This is a genomic window from Hoylesella loescheii DSM 19665 = JCM 12249 = ATCC 15930 (assembly GCF_000378085.1).
Taxonomy (GTDB): domain Bacteria; phylum Bacteroidota; class Bacteroidia; order Bacteroidales; family Bacteroidaceae; genus Prevotella; species Prevotella loescheii.
The window spans coordinates 87,907-110,916 of the sequence record NZ_KB899212.1; the positions used below are offsets into that span (position 1 = coordinate 87,907).

Below are 23,010 nucleotides of genomic sequence, written 5' to 3' on the forward strand. Positions count from 1 at the left end.
GGCAACTTATTATTAATCAAATAAATATCATAGCAATGAAAACAATATTTTTAAGCGCAATCCTTTTGATGTGTTCTGCCGTTTCTTTATCGGCAGCTGGCTTAACAGGGCGCGACGTCATGCTGAAAGCGAAAAATCGGCCCGACGGCGACACCCGTTACGCCACCCTAACGATGACTCTGATACAGAAAAACGGCAATCGCCGCGAACGTAAGCTTGTTTCGTGGGCCATGGATGTGGGCAAAGACAGCAAGCGGGTGATGTTTTTCACCTATCCTGGAGACGTGAAAGGTACGGGATTTCTTACTTGGGACTACGACGATGCCAAACGCGAAGACGACCGTTGGCTATATCTGCCCGCCATGAAGAAGACGCGGCGTATCAGCGGAAAATCGTCGAAAACCGACTATTTCATGGGTAGCGACTTTACATACGATGACATGAGTAGTCGCAATGTGGATGAAGAAACCCACACCTTGCTACGCGAAGAAATGGTTGGAGGGCAGAAATGCTGGGTGGTTCAGTCCGTTCCTAACGACAAACACGAGATATATTCTAAGCGTATAACGTGGATAAGGCAAGACTGTGCCATGGCAGTAAAGGCCGAATACTATGATAAGCTCGACAAATTACACCGCAGTCTTACGGTGAGCAACATCTCGAAGGTACAAGGTTTCTGGGTGATGGGACACATGGAGATGACCAATGTGCAGACAGGACATAAAACCATCCTCCAAATGAGCGGACATAAGTTCGACCTTAAGATAGATGCCGCATTGTTTACTGTTGCACGATTAGAGAAGGGAATATGAAAACGGCAAGGCTTATACTTATGCTTCTGCTTGCGCTGATGGTATCGGCGCAGGCGGGAGCGCAGGACGAAGACACCGTGGCAGACACGTTGCAAACGGTCGAAACGCCCTCTGATGAGCTGCAAGTGCAGGTAAAGGGCTTTCTCGATACCTACCATGCAGCCCGAACCGAAGGTAAAGGCGACTGGATGGCCTCGCGAACAAGGGCGCGTGGAGAACTTACGTTGGAGAAAGGTGGTGCAAGGTTGTTCGTCTCGATGAATGCCATCTACAACGCTTTGCTGAAAGAACAAACGGGCATTACGCTGCGCGAGGCCTACCTTTCGTATGCAAAAGGCGATGTTGACCTACGTGCTGGGCGGCAGATAATAATCTGGGGGGTGGCAGACGCATTGCGACTTACCGACCAAATATCGCCTATGGACTATACGGAGTTCCTCGCACAAGACTACGATGACATTCGAACGCCCGTCAATGCCTTTCGGTTGAGGCTCGTTAGGCAGGCATTTAATGTAGAACTGGTTTGCATCCCCGTGAGCGATTTCTTCATTCTGCCCACCGATGAGCGTAACCCGTGGGCTGCACGCATCGATGCACCCATGCCTTACACGTTCGACTTAGATAGCCGAAAGCCACAAACGCGACTGAGAAATGTGGAGTTTGGCGGTCGGCTTTCGGTAAACCTCAGTGGCATAGACTTCTCTTTTTGCGGCTTACATACATGGAATAAGATGCCCGCTTTCAGTTATGCTATAGACCCATCGGGCACTTCTATGACTGTTGTTGGGCACTATCGTCGCCTCACGATGTTTGGAGCCGATGTGTCGCTTCCTGTTGGGAGGTTCGTGTTTCGTGGTGAATTGGCAGCTAATTTGAACGAAGCGCAGCATGCGGAATTTGGTTATGAGGTGCAAGGGCGCAATGTGTTGAACGGGTTGTTGGGCTTAGATTGGTACGCTGGTAACGACTGGACGCTGAGTGCACAATACGCCCATAAGCATGTAGGTGGTAGTCTTGCGGGGCTTTCGGTTTTGCGTAACACGGGCGTTGCAACGGTGAGAGTTTCGAAAGAACTGTTTCGCAATACGCTTGCCCTTTCTTCCTTTGCCTACGTAGATGTGACGCATGGAGGCGTGTTCAATCGCTTTTCGTGTAAGTACGACCTTAACGACCAGATTAGTTTTACCGCTGGCTACGACTATTTTCATGCCAATGCGGGCGTGTTTGCCATGTATTCGCGCAATTCGGAAGTGTGGGTGAAGCTGCGGTATGGATTCTAAGAAGGGTGAAAAGGTGAAAAAGTGAAAGGGTGAAAATATGAAGAAGGGTGAAAAGGTGAAAGAGTGAAAAGGTGAAAAGATGAGGAGGTGAAAGGTTGAAAAGATGGTTTGGCTTGGTGTTTTTTATGACCTTCTGCCAAAAAGCTTCTGTGTCTCTGGTAGAAAAGAAAAGGGATGGAAGAGTGGCTAACGGATTAATGCAGAACGCTTAATGGGTCTTTGCACAATGCTTTTTCAACTCTCGTTTTGTTTCAACTATGAGGGAATCGTGTTCCATGTTATATGGAACAGGATTCCAGATGACATGGAACGCAATTCCGGCTTAGCTAGAACAGGGTTCCAGCTTACATATAACTCAGCGTTTAACGAAAAAGCTCGTTATGGGGGTTAAGAAAGTGGCATTTAATGGCTTATTTGTTGGTTTGTAAACATGGATGTGTCGTAAGTCGTGACTTGGCTGGCGAACCTCAAAATATTGGCCCTTCGGCATGTAAACATTCGATACAGACTTGTAAAGTTTCATAAAAGCATCAATATTAATTTGACGTATTGGAAATTATATGCTATTTTTGTAACATATTTAGGCGGGCTCTACAAATTGCCTTCAATGGGTTTGTGCTTTCGTTTAGGCCGTTGGGCGATACTCGTTTTGTTGCTCAATGTGCCACTTAGCTAGTTCGTTAACTTGTCAGTTACTGTAAAGGGCAAGCGGATGATACCACGTAAAAACAAGAATTCAATGAAAAGTTAGATGTTTTTGATAAGCCAAATGGGCAGCATCCAAGGATGCTTGAGCTGCGCTGTGGCTAGAAAACGTACTTTCCAGAGAACGAGAAAAGAACATGTTTGATAAGCGAATGTTGATGCCGAGACCGTAAACGGTCTTGTTGGCTTGTTAACTCGTTTACATGTGAGCAGAGAAAGGAACCGCAGATTGGAGGCTGAACGGTGACGTGATGTTTAAAGGGCGCGCTATAACCCTAATATATCGATGTTATGAGAATAATGTTTGTTGGTATGGCTTTGATTGCCATTGTTGGTGCGACGCTTACTTCTTGCGATGGCAGCGGTAAGGCGCATGGCATGGAACGACCCGACAATACGACCCTTGATGCAGGTGCGTATGCCGTAAATCGGGTGGATTCGTTCCCATGGAATTTTCCCAAAGACTTTGCGTTGAATGATGTGGAAGAAGGGCAAACGGTGCTGTCGCCCGCTACATTTTATGGCAGTGCGATACAGCGGGGCGACAATCTCGCCACGACCTTACTGCCTGTGTATAATTTTACCGTTGAAAAGGTTGGGCGAAATACGATTACCATCGCCAGTATGGGCGAACAGGTGGTTGTTCCGCAGGCGTTAACGGTGCCCTTGCCAAAGGGAGAAACGGCGCAAAATGGCGATGTGGTGCTCACCTGGTGGCAGTCGGGCGAGGGCTTGCAACGTGCCATTGTCGTTGACGACACCAAGCTGCAAAAGCCCAAAGTGTGTTATCTGGATCTTGACTATAAATCGGATGGCAGGGGATTTGCCAACTGTCATGCCAACGAAGAGCTGCACGCCAATTCGTTTAAGGTGCTGAAGAATGGCGAATGGACATCGGGCGCTTCTGTGGCGATTGAAAATAACGGTCAGTGGAAGGCTGCCATCATCTTGAACGTGCATGCAAACAAGCTGTTGTTGTTGGATGCCGAGAGCCGAATAATGGTTGCCGAGAAGTCGAGATGTCGACTGATACCCATCAAAATGAATTACGATGTGGGCGAACATGTGTTTGCCAAGCTTGGCTATACGTTTGAAGCAGATTGTAGAATAACAAAGGTTGATAAGCGCGTAGGCAGGGTTTGGGTAGAGAAAAATGGCACAGCGGTTGCTGTGAGTATTCTTGATGTGGTGAAAGATCTAACGGATTAGCCAAAGAGATGAGTTTGCCACAGTAAACGACAGAAAGTAAACAACGGGAACTAGAGAGCCTATAATAATGAATAGGCTTAGGAAATAGGGTACACAAACGGAACCTAGTGAAGCTTGACCTAAGTAAATAAGGATAACAAGGGCAAGCCTGGTAAAGTTGTCAACTCGTTAACTTGTCAATGAACAAACTTATAAACTCGAATATGAAAAGACTATCGTTACTCGCATTGCTACTCTTGTTTACAGGCGTTTTAGCAGCGAAAGAATACAAAGTAAGTACAGCGCACGACTTTATTAAGGCCTTAGGTTCCGACCGAATTATAACCGTTAGCGGCGTTATCAACCTCTCTGACGTGATGGAATTTGACGATCACGCACAGAAAGCCAACATGAGCGACTTGCCTGCAGGGGCAGAACCCAGCAAGCAAGTGAATAGAGAAAGTGTGTTCGACGGCTATCAATTGGTGCTCGACCAATGTAAGAACCTCGTGTTACAAGGCGCTAAGGGGGCTGCACTCATTGTTCGGCCGCGCTATTCTTATGTGATTAGTTTTAGAAACGCGCATAACATCACCCTTCGAAACCTCACCATGGGACATACTGACGAAGGTTATTGCTCGGGTGGAGTATTGGAGTTTGATGGATGTGATGGTGTGCAGATTGACCGTTGCGACCTGTACGGCTGTGGAACGGAGGGTATCACCGCCACCAATACACGCGAAATGAAATTCACCAAGAGCATTATACGCGATTGCAGCTATAGCATCATGACCCTGAGAAACTGTTTCAACGCCCTCTTTGCTGATAGCGACTTCTACCGTTGCTGTGAGTATACGCTCATTACGCTTACCAATGCCACCAATACGGCATTCACCCGATGCCGCTTTGCACAAAACCAAGGGCCGCTTTTCTATGTTGATAAGACCAACTTATCGTTGCGCGACTGTGAGATACACCATTCTGGCGACTTGGGAAACATTGATATCTACCAGTATGGAACAACTTCGTATAGTCGCGACAATAACGAACTGAGTCCACGAGATGTGGGTCCGGAGGGTAGACAAGACCTCAAAGCCTCGCGTGAACAAGAGAAGGAGGTGGCCAGTAGCGAAGACGGTGAGCCCAATGAAGGTGAAGGAGATTGCGAATGCGGTGAGGGAGAAGAGGATGAATGTACGGATGAGGCGCTGTGGGGCAGTGATTTGATTGAAGGATGGAAAGGAATGGGCATAGAATTGCCCGCTTCGACCAAGACGGATAATGTTAAGGACCTCGCCATTGCTGTTTGCAAGGCCTGGCCAGGCTTAGAAGGTAGTCCTCAAAAACTGGCTGTGAGGTTTTCTAAGAAACAAGGACGCTACGAGCGTTTCAATTTCGAACATCCCCAATTGCCCGTTAACTCTAAAAGCAACACCTATGCTGTTTCCGACGCCAACTATGGTGTCGTGGTGTACAATACCGTTAATGGCTGGTTTTATGTGGAGTGCGAAAGCGAGCAAAAACTAGATGCCGCCCTTTGGAAACGCGATAATGGACATAAGTTGCTGATCGTTACCCTTACTTACGAGAATAGTTCATGCTCTTCTCAGGTGTGTATGGCCTACGATTACGACCCTACAACTCGAACACTTACGCCCGATCTCACTGTTCATAAGCGGTTAACGCAGCTCGAAGGCACATTATGCGAACTGCCCCGAAAGGGTAAGAACGTGGGTGTGCGCAGCATTAGAAACGACACTAAGCGTTTCTATTACTTGAAATGGAATGGCAATGGCTTCTCGGCATCGGTGAAAGTGGCGGCCGACGCATACAAAAGGCCGTGAAAAAGGCCTTGCGATAGTTTCCTTTTAATAGAGGATAAGGATGGATTGGCCTATATGAAGAGAGCGTGCTCAAATGTGTATTGTTACTGATTATTTGCATATTACCTATGGAACTATTGATTCTATCAAAACCAGATTGTACATTTGCAAACTTACCAAACAACATTATGTAGATGGAGAAGCAAGAACTTATAAAAGCAATTAACAACGTGTTGAGAGATTACTTTGCTGATAAGACCAATCCTAGACTAGTGCCAGCATTGGAACTTATGGGGTTGTTTATTGATAAAGGTGTCTTTAACAAAGACCATAGACATGGGCTGCCTATTAGAAGCATCCTTAGAAAACTTTATAACGAAGGCTGTCTACATGCCATACCCTACGCTCGTGGAGAATTAAAAAAGAAAAATATCTATTGGACTTTTGCTGATGCAAACGCAGATGTGGATGCGAATACATTGTTACCTAACTGCTCGGTTGATGTTTCTAATGGTGTATCTGTGAGGAAGAAGAGTTCAAGTAGGGCTAATTCAGACGAACATTATGTAATAGGACTCTGCAATGAAGTGCTAAAAAGGGAAGCGTCGAAACAGCATTGTTTTGATTTTTTGTTGGGCGACACTGGGAAGAAACTGCCTGTTGATGCCTATTATGAGGATTTGAATCTTGTGATAGAGTATTATGAAAGTCAACATATGGAGTCGACGCCATTCTTCGATAATAAGATAACGGTAAGTGGTGTGTCTAGGAGAGAGCAAAGATGTTTGTATGATGAGAGACGTAGAGTGGAGTTGCCAAAGCATGGTATAAAGATTATGATTCTGCATTATAGCGATTTTGGTACAACGAAACGTTTAAAGAGGAATAGGAAACATGATATAGAAGTGGTGAAAATGAAACTTGTAGAGTATCTCCATGCTGTATAGCGGCAAATAATAGGCTTCAACATAGTAAAGATAATGTTCGATTTTATTGCGCTAGCTCTAAGCAAATGTTTTATGCAAAGTAGGCGTAAATATGAGACTTGAAAAACTCATCTGTTTATTACTGTTTGGCAGAATGCAACCAAACAGTAATAAACGGATGAGTTATGAGGCTTGTGAATGTATGGCTAATGCCATATTGTAGCCTTGGATGGTTACTTTACAAGCACCTTTTTAGTGGTTCCGTTAGAAGACTTCACGATGTTCAGACCCTTTTGTGGTTGCTGGCGACGGCATCCATCAACAGAGTAATACTGCTCGGTGGTGGTGTTGTTAATGGTGGCATTGTCGATACCAGTGGTTACTACTTGGGTGGTCATTGGTTCGCTTGAATACTGCTTGCCGTCTGCCTCGTACACCATCACTATTGAAAGCTTCTTGATAGACGCGTCGTAGAAGTGCAGTATGCGTTGGTCTCCTGCTATTTTGATGTCATCGTTCTTCTTATCTTGATAGTTGAAGGGGATGTTGGTCATGTCCTTTTCAATGTAAGGGAACTTGGTTCTCGTGAACTTGAATGGCTCTTTGCTATCGTTGACGTAAACGTTGTAGTACATCTTGTTGGGGTCGAGGTAGTTGCCATCTACATCAACACTCTTCACATAGAAAGCTAAGGTGATGGTGGTTAGTGAATAATCGTAGCTTTCGCTAGCCGAACAGTAGTGCAACGTTGGCTTTTCTGGATTGCCAGCCTTCTGAAGGTATGGCGTTAACACTAAGCTCTCAAGCGTGCCGAAGTCCTCTTTGGGTATGTTTGTCGAGCTGCTTTTGCCTAACACAACTTTGAGCATGTTGTTGTTGGAGAGCACACCTGTTGTCGGATTGATGCTGAACTCGAGCTTGTCGGCAATGGTTGTCTCGTTGTTGAAGGCTGCAGCGTAGGTGTGATATTCGGCCATATCGTTAGAATAGCTTTTGAAATCGGTCTTAACCGTTGTTCCTAGGTACTGGTTTGTTGGCATAACAGCCTTGTTTCCATCAGTTGTTAGCTTCACCCAAACGTTGGCCAGCTTTGCACTTTTGAATAAACCTTTGAGATAGATGTCGTTATTGTCGAAGGCTGCTTCTACAATGCGCGGTGAAGTTTCTGTCTTGCTGGTGAGCGTGTATTGCTTCTTTTGGGCAGAAGAAGGTGGGGTGACGGGCTTTTCTTTGAATGTTTGGATGGTTATATCCCAGTCGCCATATTGGCTATCCCATGTTTTGTTGTTGTATACAGCGCCCAATATCTCGTTTTTAGAGCCTGTGCCTAGCATCTTAAGCGTTTGACCGTCCCACGAAAACTCCATAAAGTTCTTTTCTGCAGCAACAACTTCGTATTCGTTATTGTCTTTGATAGACATGCGGTTGAGCTTAAAGATGCGTTCGGAGCTGCCAGAGTCGCTGTCATCGTCGTCGCCGTTGTTGTCTTTGTGGATTACCTGGGGTAAGGCAGCCTTGTATTTTCCTTCGCTAACCTTATCTAATTTCAGCCACGACTTGCTGTCGAGACCCGATAGGGGGTTGTAAACGTACAGGCAATTGTCGTCGCCTACTACGATTTTAGAAACCAAGCCTTCGTATCTACCTGGTTCTGTGCCTGTCCATCCTCGCTTTACCCACGAGTCGCTGCTGCGATACATGTTGTCGATTAACTTTCCCTTCGGCGTGTTCATTATCTGTGCCGAGGCCGTTAAGCCAAATGCTAATGCGCAGATTGAGTATAAAGTTTTTTTCATCATTTAATATTTTAGATTAGATACCATTGTTCGTTTATTCGATTTTTCAAAAGTCGTAGCCTAGGCCAATGGTGCAATAGCTGCTCCCTGCATTGGCTGTTTTCAGCATGTAGGCTCCATTAAGGCACAGCCCGCCATACTTAAAGCCTGCGCCCATAGTGAAGTGGCTGAGGTTGCGGTCGCCATATTTGTAGCCAGCACGTAGCGATACCATTTTATTATAGGTGTATTCAAGTCCAGCACCCAGCATAAGCACCTTATATTCTGATGGCTGAAAGAAATAACGAGTAGACCAAGCGCCCCCAACTTGGTGCTTGTCTGCCACGTCAACCGTCAGTGCTCCGCCCACGGCAACATACGTAGGCATGGTGGTTTTGTTGCCGTTGCCGTAGTCGAGTTGCGGACCTATCGCGCCAACTTTGGCGTCTAACATAAGGTTTGCAGACTTATTCCCTGCTGTGGTGGTGCTTTTCTGATAGGATGCACCTATGGTAAAGGCACCGCCAACGGCGTTTTTAGAGAGGTGACTGAAAATAACATTGCCTACGGCATAGGCTGAAAAGCCGTTCCCAATCATGTAAGCGTAACCCAAGTCGATGGTCCAATTGTAAGGCTGGTAGTCTTTGGTGGGTTCGCCAAGCATGTCGTAGCCTTTTAGTTTTAAGCCGCCAGCGTAACGAAAACCAGCAAATGCGGCATGACGATTGGCGAACTTGTAGCCCACAGTGGCGGTGTATAGTCCGAATGTTCCTTCGTAGCCTTCGGTCTTCTCGTAAATGGAGGCAGAAGCATCTGCCGAGAACTTCTTGTTTGCGCAGAGAAATGCAGAAGGGTTGTTGTATAGGTACATCCCGTCGGCTGCTACTGCGGCGTTACCCATAGCAGCTGTTCGGGCATCGGGGTTTGCTGCTAACACCGAAAGGTCTTGTCCTTGGGCGTGAGCTTGCGTAGTACCAAGAAGTGCTACGCAGGCTATGATGATGTGTTTTGAATTCATATTCGTTGGGGTTATCGTTTAATAAACATTTGCGTATGATTGCCTTTGCTGGTGTGCACGGTAAGCTTGTAAGTGCCAGGATGCAGCTTAGAAAGGTCTAATTTGGCAACGTTGTTCTTGTCGGGAGTTACGGTAGCCTCCATCACTTGTTCGCCTACGGTAGAACTGATAACGAACTCTGCTTGTGTAACTTCGGGGTTCAGCAGGGCGTTAATGTCTTTCTTTGCAGGGATTGGATAGACGGCATAGACGGGTGCCGACTTTCTTTCAACGACGCGAATTTGGAACGAACCATCGGAAGAAGTTTGGCGGCCATCTGATGCAAGCACGTTAACACGTGTGATGCCTCTAGCCAAGGGTTTAATTTGAAGTTGGTCGTTGTTGACTTGAACCGAAGCAATGCCGCTGTTTGAAACATTGGCTTTGTAAGAAAGCTCACTGCTGCCACTATTTGAATAATGGCCTTTTAGGGAGATATTCATGGGTCCTTCGTCTAAGCCAATGATGTAGTTGTCGAATGTTTTCTCCAACTTAGGAGGCATGTACTTGACGATTTTGAACGTAAAGCTCTTTTCCGACTTCGCCCCAAGGTCGTCTGTGAGAACAAACGTGCAGGTATAGCTACCTGCTTGCAACACGGGAACGAGGTTAACGGTTACGGTGGCTTGGTTTAATTTGTACGATACGCCTTTGATTTCGCCAGTAGCCTTTATCTCCCATTTATGTCCGTCGGGGTCGGCCACTTTGAAACTGAACGTTTTCCTCTCGTTGTTGTTCAGTTCGATAACTCCTTCGGGGAAGTCTGTCACTTCTGGAGCATGGTTGAGTTTGGTTGTACATTTCTGAATGGTAGGTGCTGAAATGTTCCCCCAACGGTCAACAGCCACCACAGCCACGCTATATGCTTGGTTGTCTTTCAGCTCATCGAAAGTGAGTCTAAGCGTTTCACCCAAGCTATGGCCCATACCATTAACTTCCTTGTAGTTCATGCCTTTGAGGCTCTCGGCTGTTAGGTCGTTAGGACTGATGTATAAGCGATAGAACGCCGCAGTTTTATCCTCGTCTTTCGCAACGCTCCATTCTACTGTGATGTCTACAAAGTTGGGAGTAAGCGTGAGCGTACCAACCTTTTCGGGTGCAATCTTTGTGTCTGACTCGAAAGCAGCCTCGGCATCAATATATCCCTTGCCAAGTTTCCCTTTATAACCAGGGTTTAGCTCGTCGATGTTGAAAGGTCTGTATGCCGTAATTAAACGAGATTTCAACTCGTCGTTGGTGAAACCTTGCCTGCCAAAGTAGGATGCGATGAGCGCAGCAATGCCCGAAACATGCGGACAAGCCATTGATGTGCCTTGGAAAAATGCATAACCCGAAGGCACTTTGCTCTTAGGTACGGTACTTAAAACACCGCCTTCTGTGCCGAAAGTGTCTTGGTCGCCGCCTGGTGCCATAATCGTAACCCAATCGGCATAGTTGCTAAAACTAGCTTTAGTGAAGTCCCATGCCATGGCAGAAACTGAAACCACAGGCGCATAACAGGCAGGATAGGCCGAGAACTCTTTGTTTTCGTTACCTGCTGCAAAGATAACCACACCGCCTTTCATCGGTGAATTGGCGCGTTGTTGTCCGTTAGCGTCGCATCCCGCCATCTTAATGAAGTAGTCGATGGCTTCTTTTAGCAGTTTGGGCATTGCCGTAACGCCTGCCGATGACGAGTATCCCCAAGAGTTTTGGCAGATAACAGCACCGTTGTCTGCCGCATATTTAATGGCGGCAGCTCCATCTCCTTGCTCGTCTTTACCTCTAAAAATCTGGCAACTCATCAGTCGCACGCCACTGCCAGCCGTTCCGTTTCCGCCTGCTACGCCTGCAACACCCTTTCCGTTGTTGTTTCGTGCGGCGACAGTACCAGCAACGTGTGTGCCGTGACCTTCGTTATCGGGTTGGATAGTACCGCCAACCACGTCTTTTGCTTCCACAAAGTTGTAGCCGTAAACATCGTCAACAAAGCCGTTGCCGTCGTCGTCTACACCAGTCTGTCCGTTCTTTTCCTTCTCGTTGATATAGAGATTATCCACCAAGTCTTCGTGTGTAATGTCGATACCACCGTCTACAATGGCAACGATAACATTGTTTTTACCCGTGGTGTACTTCTCCCAAACAGGCTTGAGGTTACAGTCGGCCCCTTTCTTTGCACGTGGGCTTACCGAACCGTCATTGTAATAATGCCACTGCTTGCCCAAGAGTGGGTCGTTAAAGGCCGAGGCTGTGGGTTGATTTCTTGTTTGTGGGGTTGAACCTGTATAGGGTTTAGCCGTAAATTTGGGGTTTGCGATGGGCAGAACACGTTCTGCATATTCTATTCCGCTTACCTTATTAAACTGCTGCAACACCTCGCCAACGTCTTTGTTTTCGTCGAAATAGATGGTATACCATCGGTCTAGCCCCTCGGCTATGGTGCGTTCCTCGTAGATTCCTGCGGGCTTAAAGACCCTCTCCATTTTATAAGCGCCCGAGAATTTCATGGCCGACGACATGGCCGAAGGCACACTTTGCATCTCTACATTGCCCTTAGCAGAAGCGGGCATGGCCTCGTTGGCTCCCTTTTCCAACTTTACGTTGATGCGACCCTTTACTGCAAAGATGTCCTTATCAATGATAACAGAACGCGTTTTGGAGTTGGCCGTGTCCAAATCCAAGTTTTCTTGGCACGATGTAGTGAGCATCAAACCCGAGATTGCACACGCACATATATATATAATAGTTCTTTTCATAACTATTCCTTTCAGTATTATTTCCTTGGATTGTGTTTTTTAAGCATGCTCTCTATCTTTTCCATCCTGTCTTGCTTGCTTCCAGCGAAGACATTCTTCTTATAAAGCACGCTTATTTGCATCACAGGCTGTCCGTTGTTTACATCGGCAAATTTCGCTCCCGAGATAGCTAATGTAAGGTAATCAGAGCGACGAGCATAGACATGATGCTTGCCATTGTAGCCTACGAACTCAAAGTTGTTCGACGTAAGAAGCTTATCAAACTCGCGCGTAACGAACCATTCTCTGCCGTGTCGCCATATACCCAAGTTTGGTTGGCTAAAACTTAGACTGTATTGTTCAACACTTCCCACCATGTCTTGTGGGGCGGGGTTGTCTCCGCCACGAGTGAAGAAGAAGTAAGTGCGTGTTACCAGCAGCGGGTCGGTGGTTTTATAGGCGATGGCCTCAATCTCCCTGTTCTTAGAAACCTGCCTTGTTACCTCCTCGCTGTTTTGTGCGGCTTCGTAATCTTCCACGTCGCCCACCTTCTTATCTGCCTTGTTCAATAGTGCGAGCGGGCCAAGCTCAAGCGTTTTGAACGTTTCATAGTCCTTATCTTGTATGTGCATTTGGTAGAAGAACAACACCACACTGTTGTTTTTCTCCATAATGTCGACATCCATCGTTATCAGCTCTTGCTTGTTTACGTAGTGGTTAGGGTCTTTCGTGTCTCTTTCGTAGCCGTTGGCCTTTACGAAATCTTGGAAGGCCTGTGTGCGAACAGCGTCCACGCCTTCCTTAACCAGCGAGCGAGTGAAGATGCGGGTGGGTGCAGAATACTGCGTATCGTGAACATAGAACACCTCTTTGAACAAGGGCGAAGACGTCTTGAAGATGTAACTTTCTTCGTATAAACCGCCTTGTGGGTCGGGTGCGCCATACTCTTTCAATATACTTCCGCGACGATATTCAAAGTCCATCATCTTATGCAGACTGAAAGGCGTGCCTGGATTGCATGCCAAGATAAAGGTCGATACGCCTGGTTGCTTCACAACCACTTCGCTATTCTTCCCAGCATGACTAATGATGAGCTTTATCGTCCTTTCCGTTGAACCATAGTTTGGCTTTGAAATAAATTTCAAAGCGTGCTTCTTCTTCACGATTTCCAACCATTCGGGCTTTTCGCTTTGTTGCAAATCATACAAGCTACTCTCGATATTTACGTCTACGGTAGTAGTTCCGCCAGCCTGTGGCAACACCAGTTCGCCATTGGCGATGTTTAATGAAACGTCGGCTGCACTTTGGTTTACCATGATTTTTTCAACGGTCAGACCGCCATCTACAAGGATATGGCTGCTTCTTTCGGCGCCACTCGTGTTGGCGTCTACCTTTACGATAATCTCGTTTCCGTTTTGCGTGAGATGCACCCACGGCTTAGGTGTCGTGGCAAACCATTCTTTGCAGTTTGTGGTTACGGTTATGGTCTTTTCGCCCACTTGGTTAGCGAACTTTATTTCCTTATCCGAGACACTCAGTTGCGGCTGTTCGAAGTCGTTGCTCTTGGTACATCCCACCGCCATTGCCACCATTAGGCACATTGCGGAGAGCTGCAACAGCTTATATAAGTTTATTATACGCATGTCGAATAAAATTTAAGTAAGGTATAACCGCTTATATTAAAACTTCAACGCATTTTGTGCATTCAGCATGTTTTGCATCATCTTCTCTTGTGCCTTCACTGCTTTGCTGCCTGCACCCGATACGGATGGGTCGTAGTTATAAAGCAAAGCCAGAACAGGCACGTTGTTGTCTGCTACGCGTGTAACGGCAATGAGCAGGTGGTCGTGTTGGCGAACAAAGAAGTGGGTGCTGCCAGAAGAGCGTAAGAACGAGAACCCTTCCTCTCCAAGTTTTTTCTGAAACTCGTTCGTTACCAGCCATTTGTTGCCATATTTCCATAGTCCAAGACTCACGTCTTTAAAGAGTAGGGCGCCAATCTGCACGCTTCCAAGCTTATCAGGAGTCTTTCCGTTCTTGTCTGTTGTGTAGAAAAGGTGAATACGGCTGTAAGCGTCTGATGGGCCAGGCGTACCTTTCAGCGTGTATTGAAGTTGCGAAACCTCGGTCTTCTTATGCTCGTTAAAGCTGCGTTCTTCCTCTTTGCTCCCTGCGTTAGCTTCGTATTGCTCCACTTGGGCTATCTTCACTTCGTCTTTTTGCAACAGTTCGAGGGGATAGAAAGGTATCTTGTCGAACGTCTTATATTCGCCAACCTGTTTCACTATGGGTTTAAATGTCAGGTTCACGCCTTGATTTCCGGGCTTTTCGGAGATGTAAACCTTCAGCGAAAGCAGTGCTTTCTCGTTCACGTACTCCTTGTTCGATGCCGAATTGCTGCGTACATAGCCGTTGTCGGTAAGGAATTTCTCGAACGCCTTGTCCTTTGCGGCTTCCACAGCCGTAGTTCCGTCGCCGATACAGATAATCTGCGAAGGCGTGACACCATCAGGACTGCAATACTGTATCAATGTAAATACGGGCGAGGGGGTAATGAATGTGTAGGTTTCTTCAAGTCCATAGGATGGCATCGCTGTTTGATATTCGCGCAAATAGCTACCACGACCAACTTCGTACTCCATAATCTTATGGGCATCTTGCGGCATTCCCGGGTTGATGGGAAGGATAAAACGTTGAATACCCGATTGTGTTACGGTGATTTCACGGGTTTCGGCGCCACTCTTTGCATACAATTTCACTTCACGGTTTAGGTAAGTGTCATTGCGTTCGGCCACCAATTTAATTTCCTCATCGTGCTTGAAAATCTTTAGCCAGCTAACTTCTTCGCTGGGCGTAACCTCGTAAACCGACGAATTTGTTGTAACGTCAACAATCTTTTCACCGCCCATTTGGGGTAGATAGATGGCAGTTGGCACAACTTCGAGCGTTACGTCGGCTGCACTTTGCCTTACTTCAACCTTTCCCGTAGCGCCATTGGCATTCACCAGCACATAGCTTGTGCGTTCTGCACCCATCTTATTCTCGGCCACTTTCACTTTCAGAACATTCCCGTCTTGAACAAGCGACAGCCATTCGCCTTCTTGTGGAGAAGAGGCAACCCAATTACTCTGGTTGGTTGTTATGCTAATGTTTCTTTCACCCACTCCTCTGTCAAAAGTGACAGTGTTTTCTGAAAGAACCAATGTGGGCAATTCAAATTCATCTTCCTTTGCGCACGACAGCAAACAAAGAAGCATTGCACCAATAAATAAGTGTAAGGTAGTCTTTTTAAAGTCCATACTCGTCAACGTTTTGTTGGGTAAATATTATATGTAAAACTAGAATTCTATTCTGAAAAGAAAGTGCGACTTCTGTATATAATATGAATAAAGATTTTAAGCTGTACTGACAATCTTAAAATATGCTTAACTTACCCTGCAAAAGTACTAAGAGAACGAGGATATGGAACAAACACAAGGGTTAAAATGTGCAAATTAGGGCATCGCCATTTGTAGGTATTTTTCAATAAAAGAAACGGGTTTGCAAGGCCTATTCCTTGCAAACCCGTTTGTGATATATTGTTGATAGCGACAAACGTACCTTGTTTTTAGGGGGTAAAACGTTTTCGCAACAATTAGGTAGTGCGCGTTTATTTCTTTGCGTCTTCTTCCATCATCTTGTTGAAATCGTCGAGCGAAACCTTCTTCTTTTTCAGTTTCACCACCTTCTTCAATGCTTCCACGAGCTTGTTTTCAACAGCGCGGTCAACAAAGCCGTCGAGTGTTTCGCGGTTTTTGAGCATCTCGCGGGCATAGTTGTCCACAGTTTCGTCGGGCAGATTGCTCATTCCGTATTGTGCAAACTGAATGCGTGCTTGCAGGCGAGCGGCATCAAGTACGTCGTCGTCGTTCACTTTCACGTCGTTGGCTTTAACCAGACGCTCCTTAATAAGGTGCCATTTCAGTTCTTCAAGACTAGCATCGAACTTCTCGTCAACCTCTTTTGCGTCTTTCACTTTCGTGCGCATCACACGTTTGAGCATCTCTTCGGGGAACACGAGCTTACCCACCTTCTTCTCGCAGTAGGCACGCAGGTCTTGAATGAGTTTAAACTCGCTGTTGCTAACCAGCTGATTGGCGATGCCTTCGGCTATTTTCGAGCGGAAGTCAGCCTCGTCTTTCACTGCGCCTTCACCGTAAATGGCATCGAAAAGCTCTTGGTTTACGGGCGCTTTGGCGTAGCGGGTAATCTCCAAAACGTGGAAAGCGAAGTCAGAATCAACGTTGGCAGCTTCTTCTTTGCTGATACCCAGCATCGACGAAACCTCTATTTCGCTCTCGGGGAAGGCCTTTTTGGGGTTGAACACAACCACCTGACCACGCTTCAAGCCTTTAAATAGTTTCTTTTGGTCGTCTACCTTGATGTATTCGGGCATCAACACGGCGCCTTCTTTCACGATACCGCCCTCTTTTTCGCTGCCGTCGGCGTTCAATTCTTTCATGTCGCCCTTCAGCATGTCTTTGGCTTGGTATTTTTCCACTTGTTCATACTTGCCCGCACGCGAAGCAAACATGTCCACTTGTTCGTCTACCAGCTTGTCGTCAACGGTGATTTCGTAGTAGTCAAGCTTGTCTTTGTCCGTCAACTCGAGGTCAATTTCGGGAGCCACGGCAATGTCGAAGACGAAGGTATAGGGAGCAGGTTTCGCGAGATCTTGTGCCTCTTGCTTTGCAGAAGGCAGCGGTTCGCCCAAGAATTGTATGTTGTTGTCTTTTAGATAGCTATAAATCGTTTCGCCAACAAGCTTGTTCAGCTCGTCCATCTTCACCTGTTCGCCCACTTGTTTTTTAATCAGTGACAGGGGAGCTTGCCCAGGACGGAAACCGGGAATGTTGGCTTTCTTGCGATAGTCTTTGAGCGTTTTCTCCACTTTCTCGTTGTAGTCGGCCTCTTCTACGACGATGGTAAGCTGGCCATTCACCTTATCGGCGTTTTCAAATGAAATCTTCATCTTCTATGTATTTATTGTTTTTGTTATCTTAATGTTCAAGTTTTGCAAGCTCAACTTCCTATAAGTAAGCGCGTTAAGGGTCTACGCCCGCTTTGTTTGTTAAGGGGTTGAAAGCCAATAACCTAGTTGTCTTTATGCTTGCTTTTGTTGCGAAAGTGATGTTCGCATGCCTACAATGAAGTGCAAAATTACTTATTCTTGGCGTAATTACCTAATATATATGATGAAAAATGAGTTTTGCGGTGTTAGTCTGTGATGAAAATGTGGGGTAGGGTGGATGATTTGATGCGTGCCAGATGGGTGTGCGGCGGGCAAAACATGCCTTGAGCGTGCATGTATAAAAGTATGATGTAGGGCGATGGCTTTTTGATTTCTTTTCCAAATATTTTTCCATTACAGAATAATTCCGTAATTTTGTCTTTTCAAAGGTATGCTTGCTGCTGATGCAACATCTGTCTTGGCGCGCATCGTATCCTTCAAAAGGAGACATCTCGACGTGGTAACCGACTGTTGCAAATACACCATGATTATGTTAGAGCTAAAGTTCTTGAACTTATTCGCTTTTGTTGCAAACCGCCCTGAATGAGAAACTTACAACTAGTTACTAGTGAAAGGCTCAACGTAGGCGCAACTTATGAACTCGGTTTCTTTATAAATTTATAAACTTTAATTGATAATACCTTTTAGCATGAAAAGTAAATTGTTTGTCGCTTTGCTGTTGTCGATGGTCTTTGTCGCATCGGCATGGGCAAAAGAACGCCCCGAAGTGAAGTGCATATTAACCCTTAACAGCGGTAAAACCGTTGAAGGGTGGTTCTTAAATGAAGGTTTTGGGACATACGGCCCCGATCGGTTGAAGAACGTTAACGAAATTACCATCACGCCGACGAAGGACGGTAAGAACGGCATGACATATAGGGCCGACGACGTGAAGGTGCTTAAGTGCATTTACGAGAAAGACGGCAGCGAGAAAGAATACCGCTCGCTCTATGCCTTAAAGGCAATGTCACGCCCGCTTAGCCTAAAGCCTTCCGGTCATAAGTTTTTCTGGTTGGTGGGCTATAAGGGGAAAAAAGTGATTGGCTTACTTTCTGATGCCGCGTTGGTTTTGCATGCAATGGACGTGCGCCTGGTAGAAACCGCAATGGCTTATAGCTATTGTGTGGAGGGCGACGATGTGGCCGTTACCTATTATGTGCCTTCGGGTGGCATCGACATAGCCTCTAAATCCCTGCTAGGAATACAGTTCGAACGCTTCCCCGAGATGGTGGATTATATCAAAAGCAAGGACTTCTCGGTAAAGGAAATGAAGAAAAGGCCCCTCGTCATGCTCGAAAAGCTTGACGGCTATATTGGGAAATAGGTTTTCGACCTTAACTTTTGTTTCGGCGTTTAGGGTGCAATGTATAGCGCGTTCACCCCAAAACGTCCTTAGATTCATGCCTGTTTGTAAGGCGATAAATAAGGTATGGCGTTATGTTTTCATACCTCACGCCTTGCTATAGTTATGTAGGCGTGTTATTCCATATTAGCCGGAACGCTGTTCCATATCATCTGGAACATTGTTCCATCTTATCTGGAATAGGATTCCATCTCATCTGTAACACGCCACGAGTTGTTTAAGCATGCTGCAAAGGCATCTTAGCCGTGTTGCGGAAATTATCAAAACGCAGTGGCGTTGTTGTACGAACCTCTGGCGAAAGGTGTAATGCCATCTTGCGAAATCGGCGTAAGTGGGTACTTACTTACGCGTACGCGCGCGCGTACAATTATTATATAAGACGGATTGCATAAGTGGAAGTTGTGCCGAGAGGCATTGGTTGGTGGGGGTGTGCTAGGTTGTTTTTTGTGGGCTGCACGTTATATGGCGTGTCACATGCCTCCTTTAACATTTTGAAGTCGTGGAGGGTGTCATATTACAGCTTTTTTATTAAACAATGCAAAAAAGTATAGTGTATTACGAAAAAACGTTGTACCTTTAACCCTAGATTTCCCTAAACTTCTTATTAATGCGATGAGAATAAACAAATTTTCCGCCTTAGCCATGGCTCTGGCAATGACTTTGGGGGCTAGCGCACAACGTAAGGTTGCCGCGCCAGCGCCTTGTGGCCCACTGCCTAATGCCAACCAGCTGCGTTGGCACCAATTAGAGACTTACGCTTTCTTGCATTACTCGCTCAATACCTATACCGATCAGGAATGGGGATTTGGCGATGAAGACCCAATGCTGTTTAATCCCACTGACCTAGACGCACGTCAATGGGCGCGAACATGTAAAGAGGCTGGCATGAAAGGTATCATTTTGACGGCTAAACATCATTGTGGCTTCTGCCTGTGGCCATCGAAATACACCGAATTTTCGGTGAAAAACGCGCCGTGGAAAGACGGAAAGGGCGACGTGGTACGAGAACTGGCCGACGCCTGCAAAGAATACGGGCTGAAATTTGCCGTATATCTGTCGCCGTGGGACCGTAACCACGCCGAGTATGCACGTCCTGAATACGTCACTTATTTCCGTAATCAGCTCGAAGAACTGCTCACCCAGTATGGCGAGATGTTTGAAGTTTGGTTCGACGGAGCTAACGGTGGCACCGGGTATTACGGTGATGCACGCGAAGCACGCAAAATAGATGGTGCCACATATTACGACTGGCCCAAGACATTTGAAATGATTCACAAGTGGCAACCCAAACTAGCCATCTGGGGCGACCGTGCTGAACTGCGCTGGATTGGTACCGAAAAGGGTTACGCTGGACTAACAAACTGGTGTACGATAGACTATGTTTTCAACACGCCGCAAGACACTTTGATGCACGGACAGGAAAATGGCAAGCACTGGTCGCCAGGCGAATGCGACACGTCTATACGTCCGGGATGGTTCTATCACGAAAACGAAGACTCGAAGGTAAAGAGCCTTCGCAAGTTGGTTGACACTTATTACGAGTCGGTTGGCCGTAATGCATCGCTGCTGCTGAACTTCCCCATCACGCACGAAGGTCGTATCCATCCCATCGACTCGGCACATGCCGTGGCCATGGCGCGCGTTATCAAGGCCGAATTGGCTAACAACTTGGTGAGCCAAGCCAGCGTAACGGCCTCGCAAGTGCGCGGAGGTAGTGCCACGTATGGCGCACAAAAGGCCATCGACAACAGCACCGAAACCTATTGGGCCACCAATGATGGCGTTACGCGCGCATCGCTAACGCTCAGCTTCAAGCGTCCTACCGAAATAAACCGCTTTATGGCCCAAGAGTATATTGCATTGGGTCAGCGTGTGAAGAGTTTCTCGCTCGAAGCCTTGGTTAACGGCAAATGGGTGCAACTGCGCGACGAACGCGCTCCCGAAGGCACAACTGGGCTAACCACCATTGGCTATAAGCGCATCGTATGTTTCCCCACGGTGAAGACCACACGCCTGCGTTTCACCATCAATAGCGCAAAGGCTTGTCCGCTGATAAGCAACATTGGCGTGTATTGCGCTCCGCCATTGCCCGAAGATGCTGTGCAATTGCCTGCTTCGGTGCTTGCAAAGGCTAACGAAAAGCAGGCCGAACCCGAACGCGTTATTCTGGCTTTGGGCGAAGATGGACCGAATGCTGTAGACATAGACTTGCAAGAGGAGGGCGTATACCATAGCCTTACGTATGTTCCTAAGGAGGATACGAAAGACGGATTGGTGCTTAACTACGAGATATATGCATCAGACGACCTCGTAACGTGGAAGCGTTGGCTGGGCGGAGAGTTCTCTAACATCGAGAATAACCCCGTACCCCAGACCGTGAAGTTGCCTGCAATCAAAACCCGTTACCTCAAACTTGAGGCCACTCGCTTGCTTAAAGGCGAGAAAATGCAGTGGGAAGAGATTATTGTTAGATAGGAAGGGCCTCAGCTCGAATCCCTAACAGCCTTACCCCCAACCCCTCTCCAAGGGGAGAGGGGCGTAATATGCAATGCTACAACAAGGCAAACAAAGGCAACAATGAATGTCTTGACAACGCAAATAAAGGCAATAGCCAAGGTTTCAACAAGGCAAACAAAGCAATAACGAATGTCTCAACAAAGCTAATAGGCTCAACAACCCAATCCAAATAAGGCATACCACGCCCCTCTCCCCTTGGAGAGGGGTTGGGGGGTGAGGCCAGTTGTGGCCAGTTTAGGCCAGTTTAGGGCAATGGAGCAAGACTCCTTAATTAATAAGAACATGCAACAAACAAACTCAGTAAACAACTCTAGCAGGAGAAACCCTATCGCATGGGTGCCCTCCGTCTACTTCGCCATGGGGCTTCCCTTCGTGGTTCTCAACATGGTGGCCGTGCTTATGTTCAAGGGATTGGGCGTGAGCGACAGCAAGATAACCTTCTGGACCTCGCTCATCATGATGCCCTGGACCTTCAAGTTTTTGTGGAGTCCGTTCCTGGAGCTGTATCGCAGCAAGAAATTCTTCGTCGTAACCACCCAGTTAGTTACTGGTGCGGGCTTCGCCCTCGTAGGTTTGGCGCTCCATTTGCCCCACTATTTCACCGTGTGTATCGCCTTGATGGCCATCATCGCATTTAGCGGAGCCACCCACGACATAGCCACCGACGGCGTTTACATGGCCGAATTGAGCAAGGAAGACCAAGCCCGCTTCATCGGTTGGCAAGGTGCTTTCTACAATATAGCCAAGATTGTGGCCTCGGGCGGATTGGTTTGGCTGGCCGGTTGGTTGTTAAAACACTACGGTGGCGTGAAAGGTGCGCCCGAAGCGGTTATGCATTCGGCCGCTGCGCAGGCATGGATGGTGGTGATGGTAGCCTTGGGTGTACTGATGTTCTTATTGGGATTGTACCATACGCGTATGCTTCCGCAGGGCGGAAAACGTACCGAAAAGCGCATGAGTGCAGCCGAAACCTTCAACGAACTGGTGCGCGTGCTGAGCGACTTCTTCACCAAACGCCACATCGTTTACTACATCTTCTTCATCATTCTCTATCGTTTTGCCGAGGGCTTTGTGATGAAAGTGGTGCCGCTTTTCCTTAAAGCAGGGTGCGAAGTTGGTGGATTGGGACTTAGCGAAGAAGAAATCGGACTGTATTATGGTACGTTTGGCGCAGCCGCCTTTGTGCTGGGGTCCATATTGGCGGGCTATTACATCTCGCACTTCGGACTTAAACGCACGCTGTTCTCGCTGTGCTGCGTGTTCAACTTACCTTTCGTGGCCTACACGCTGTTGTCGTGGTATCAACCCGAAAACGGCTTACTCATTGGTGGCGCGATAACCCTCGAATACTTTGGCTATGGCTTTGGTTTCGTAGGACTAACCCTTTTCATGATGCAGCAGATAGCGCCTGGCAAACACCAGATGGCACACTACGCCTTCGCTTCGGGCATTATGAACCTCGGTGTGATGCTGCCAGGAATGGCTAGTGGATTCTTTAGCGACTGGTTGGGATACAAACACTTCTTTATCTTCACCCTCGTGGCCACTATTCCCGCATTCCTCATCACCTATTTCGTGCCGTTTACGTACGAGGATAAAAAATAAAAAAGCCTCACCCCCAGCCCCTCTCCAAGGGGAGAGGGGAGTAATATGCAGGGTTAAAACAAAGCAAGATAATAACATTTGCAAAGCCAAACGACAACCATATACAAAGCAACAACAAGGCATACCACTCCCCGCTCCCCTTGGAGAGGGGCTGGGGGTGAGGCCATAAAATAAATTACCCATAATTCCCAAGTC

The 23,010-nt window shown here is 47.0% G+C and carries 14 protein-coding genes; 8 read left to right on the forward strand and 6 right to left on the reverse strand.

Translation table 11 applies throughout. From position 1 onward, the window contains the following. Window positions 1-35 precede the first annotated feature (35 nt). From F453_RS0104065 to F453_RS14670, 5 genes are all read left to right on the forward strand, one after another. Window positions 36-812, forward strand: coding sequence for an outer membrane lipoprotein-sorting protein (locus F453_RS0104065; RefSeq protein WP_026292441.1), 777 nt, complete (start codon window positions 36-38; stop codon window positions 810-812). Beyond that, window positions 809-2,092, forward strand: coding sequence for a DUF1302 family protein (locus F453_RS0104070; protein ID WP_018966859.1), 1,284 nt, complete (start codon window positions 809-811; stop codon window positions 2,090-2,092). The genes F453_RS0104065 and F453_RS0104070 overlap by 4 nt, the downstream gene beginning before the upstream one ends. A gap of 996 nt (window positions 2,093-3,088) precedes the next feature. Then, the gene (locus F453_RS0104080) at window positions 3,089-4,006 is read left to right on the forward strand and encodes a hypothetical protein (RefSeq protein WP_033404144.1); all 918 of its coding nucleotides are present in this window, start codon (window positions 3,089-3,091) and stop codon (window positions 4,004-4,006) included. Between the two features lie 203 nt (window positions 4,007-4,209). After that, on the forward strand, window positions 4,210-5,829 hold the full coding sequence (locus tag F453_RS0104085; RefSeq protein ID WP_234398337.1) for a right-handed parallel beta-helix repeat-containing protein: 1,620 nt from the start codon (window positions 4,210-4,212) through the stop codon (window positions 5,827-5,829). 173 nt (window positions 5,830-6,002) lie between these two features. Then, window positions 6,003-6,755, forward strand: a complete 753-nt coding sequence (locus F453_RS14670) for a hypothetical protein (RefSeq protein WP_018966863.1) — start codon at window positions 6,003-6,005, stop codon at window positions 6,753-6,755. A gap of 212 nt (window positions 6,756-6,967) precedes the next feature. Here the strand turns inward: F453_RS14670 and F453_RS0104095 are convergent, their stop codons facing one another. From F453_RS0104095 to tig, 6 genes are all read right to left on the reverse strand, one after another. Next, window positions 6,968-8,530, reverse strand: a complete 1,563-nt coding sequence (locus F453_RS0104095) for a hypothetical protein (RefSeq protein ID WP_026292442.1) — start codon at window positions 8,528-8,530, stop codon at window positions 6,968-6,970. A gap of 46 nt (window positions 8,531-8,576) precedes the next feature. Next, window positions 8,577-9,527: a PorV/PorQ family protein gene (locus tag F453_RS0104100; protein ID WP_018966865.1), complete on the reverse strand. Its 951-nt coding sequence runs from the start codon at window positions 9,525-9,527 to the stop codon at window positions 8,577-8,579. A gap of 11 nt (window positions 9,528-9,538) precedes the next feature. Further along, window positions 9,539-12,301: a S8 family serine peptidase gene (locus F453_RS0104105; protein ID WP_026292443.1), complete on the reverse strand. Its 2,763-nt coding sequence runs from the start codon at window positions 12,299-12,301 to the stop codon at window positions 9,539-9,541. Between the two features lie 17 nt (window positions 12,302-12,318). Beyond that, window positions 12,319-13,923: a BACON domain-containing protein gene (locus tag F453_RS0104110; RefSeq protein WP_025789886.1), complete on the reverse strand. Its 1,605-nt coding sequence runs from the start codon at window positions 13,921-13,923 to the stop codon at window positions 12,319-12,321. Window positions 13,924-13,959: 36 nt separating this feature from the next. Further along, on the reverse strand, window positions 13,960-15,579 hold the full coding sequence (locus tag F453_RS0104115) for a BACON domain-containing protein (RefSeq protein WP_018966868.1): 1,620 nt from the start codon (window positions 15,577-15,579) through the stop codon (window positions 13,960-13,962). Window positions 15,580-15,929: 350 nt separating this feature from the next. Continuing rightward, the gene (gene tig, locus F453_RS0104120) at window positions 15,930-17,291 is read right to left on the reverse strand and encodes a trigger factor (RefSeq protein WP_018966869.1); all 1,362 of its coding nucleotides are present in this window, start codon (window positions 17,289-17,291) and stop codon (window positions 15,930-15,932) included. Window positions 17,292-17,979: 688 nt separating this feature from the next. Between tig and F453_RS0104130 the strand changes: the two genes are divergently transcribed. From F453_RS0104130 to F453_RS0104145, 3 genes are all read left to right on the forward strand, one after another. After that, window positions 17,980-18,654: a hypothetical protein gene (locus F453_RS0104130; RefSeq protein ID WP_018966871.1), complete on the forward strand. Its 675-nt coding sequence runs from the start codon at window positions 17,980-17,982 to the stop codon at window positions 18,652-18,654. Between the two features lie 651 nt (window positions 18,655-19,305). Continuing rightward, entirely contained in the window at window positions 19,306-21,168 is a 1,863-nt protein-coding gene (locus F453_RS0104135; protein WP_026292444.1) for an alpha-L-fucosidase, read from the forward strand. A gap of 324 nt (window positions 21,169-21,492) precedes the next feature. After that, entirely contained in the window at window positions 21,493-22,815 is a 1,323-nt protein-coding gene (locus tag F453_RS0104145) for an MFS transporter (protein ID WP_044108438.1), read from the forward strand. The last annotated feature ends 195 nt before the right edge of the window (window positions 22,816-23,010 follow it).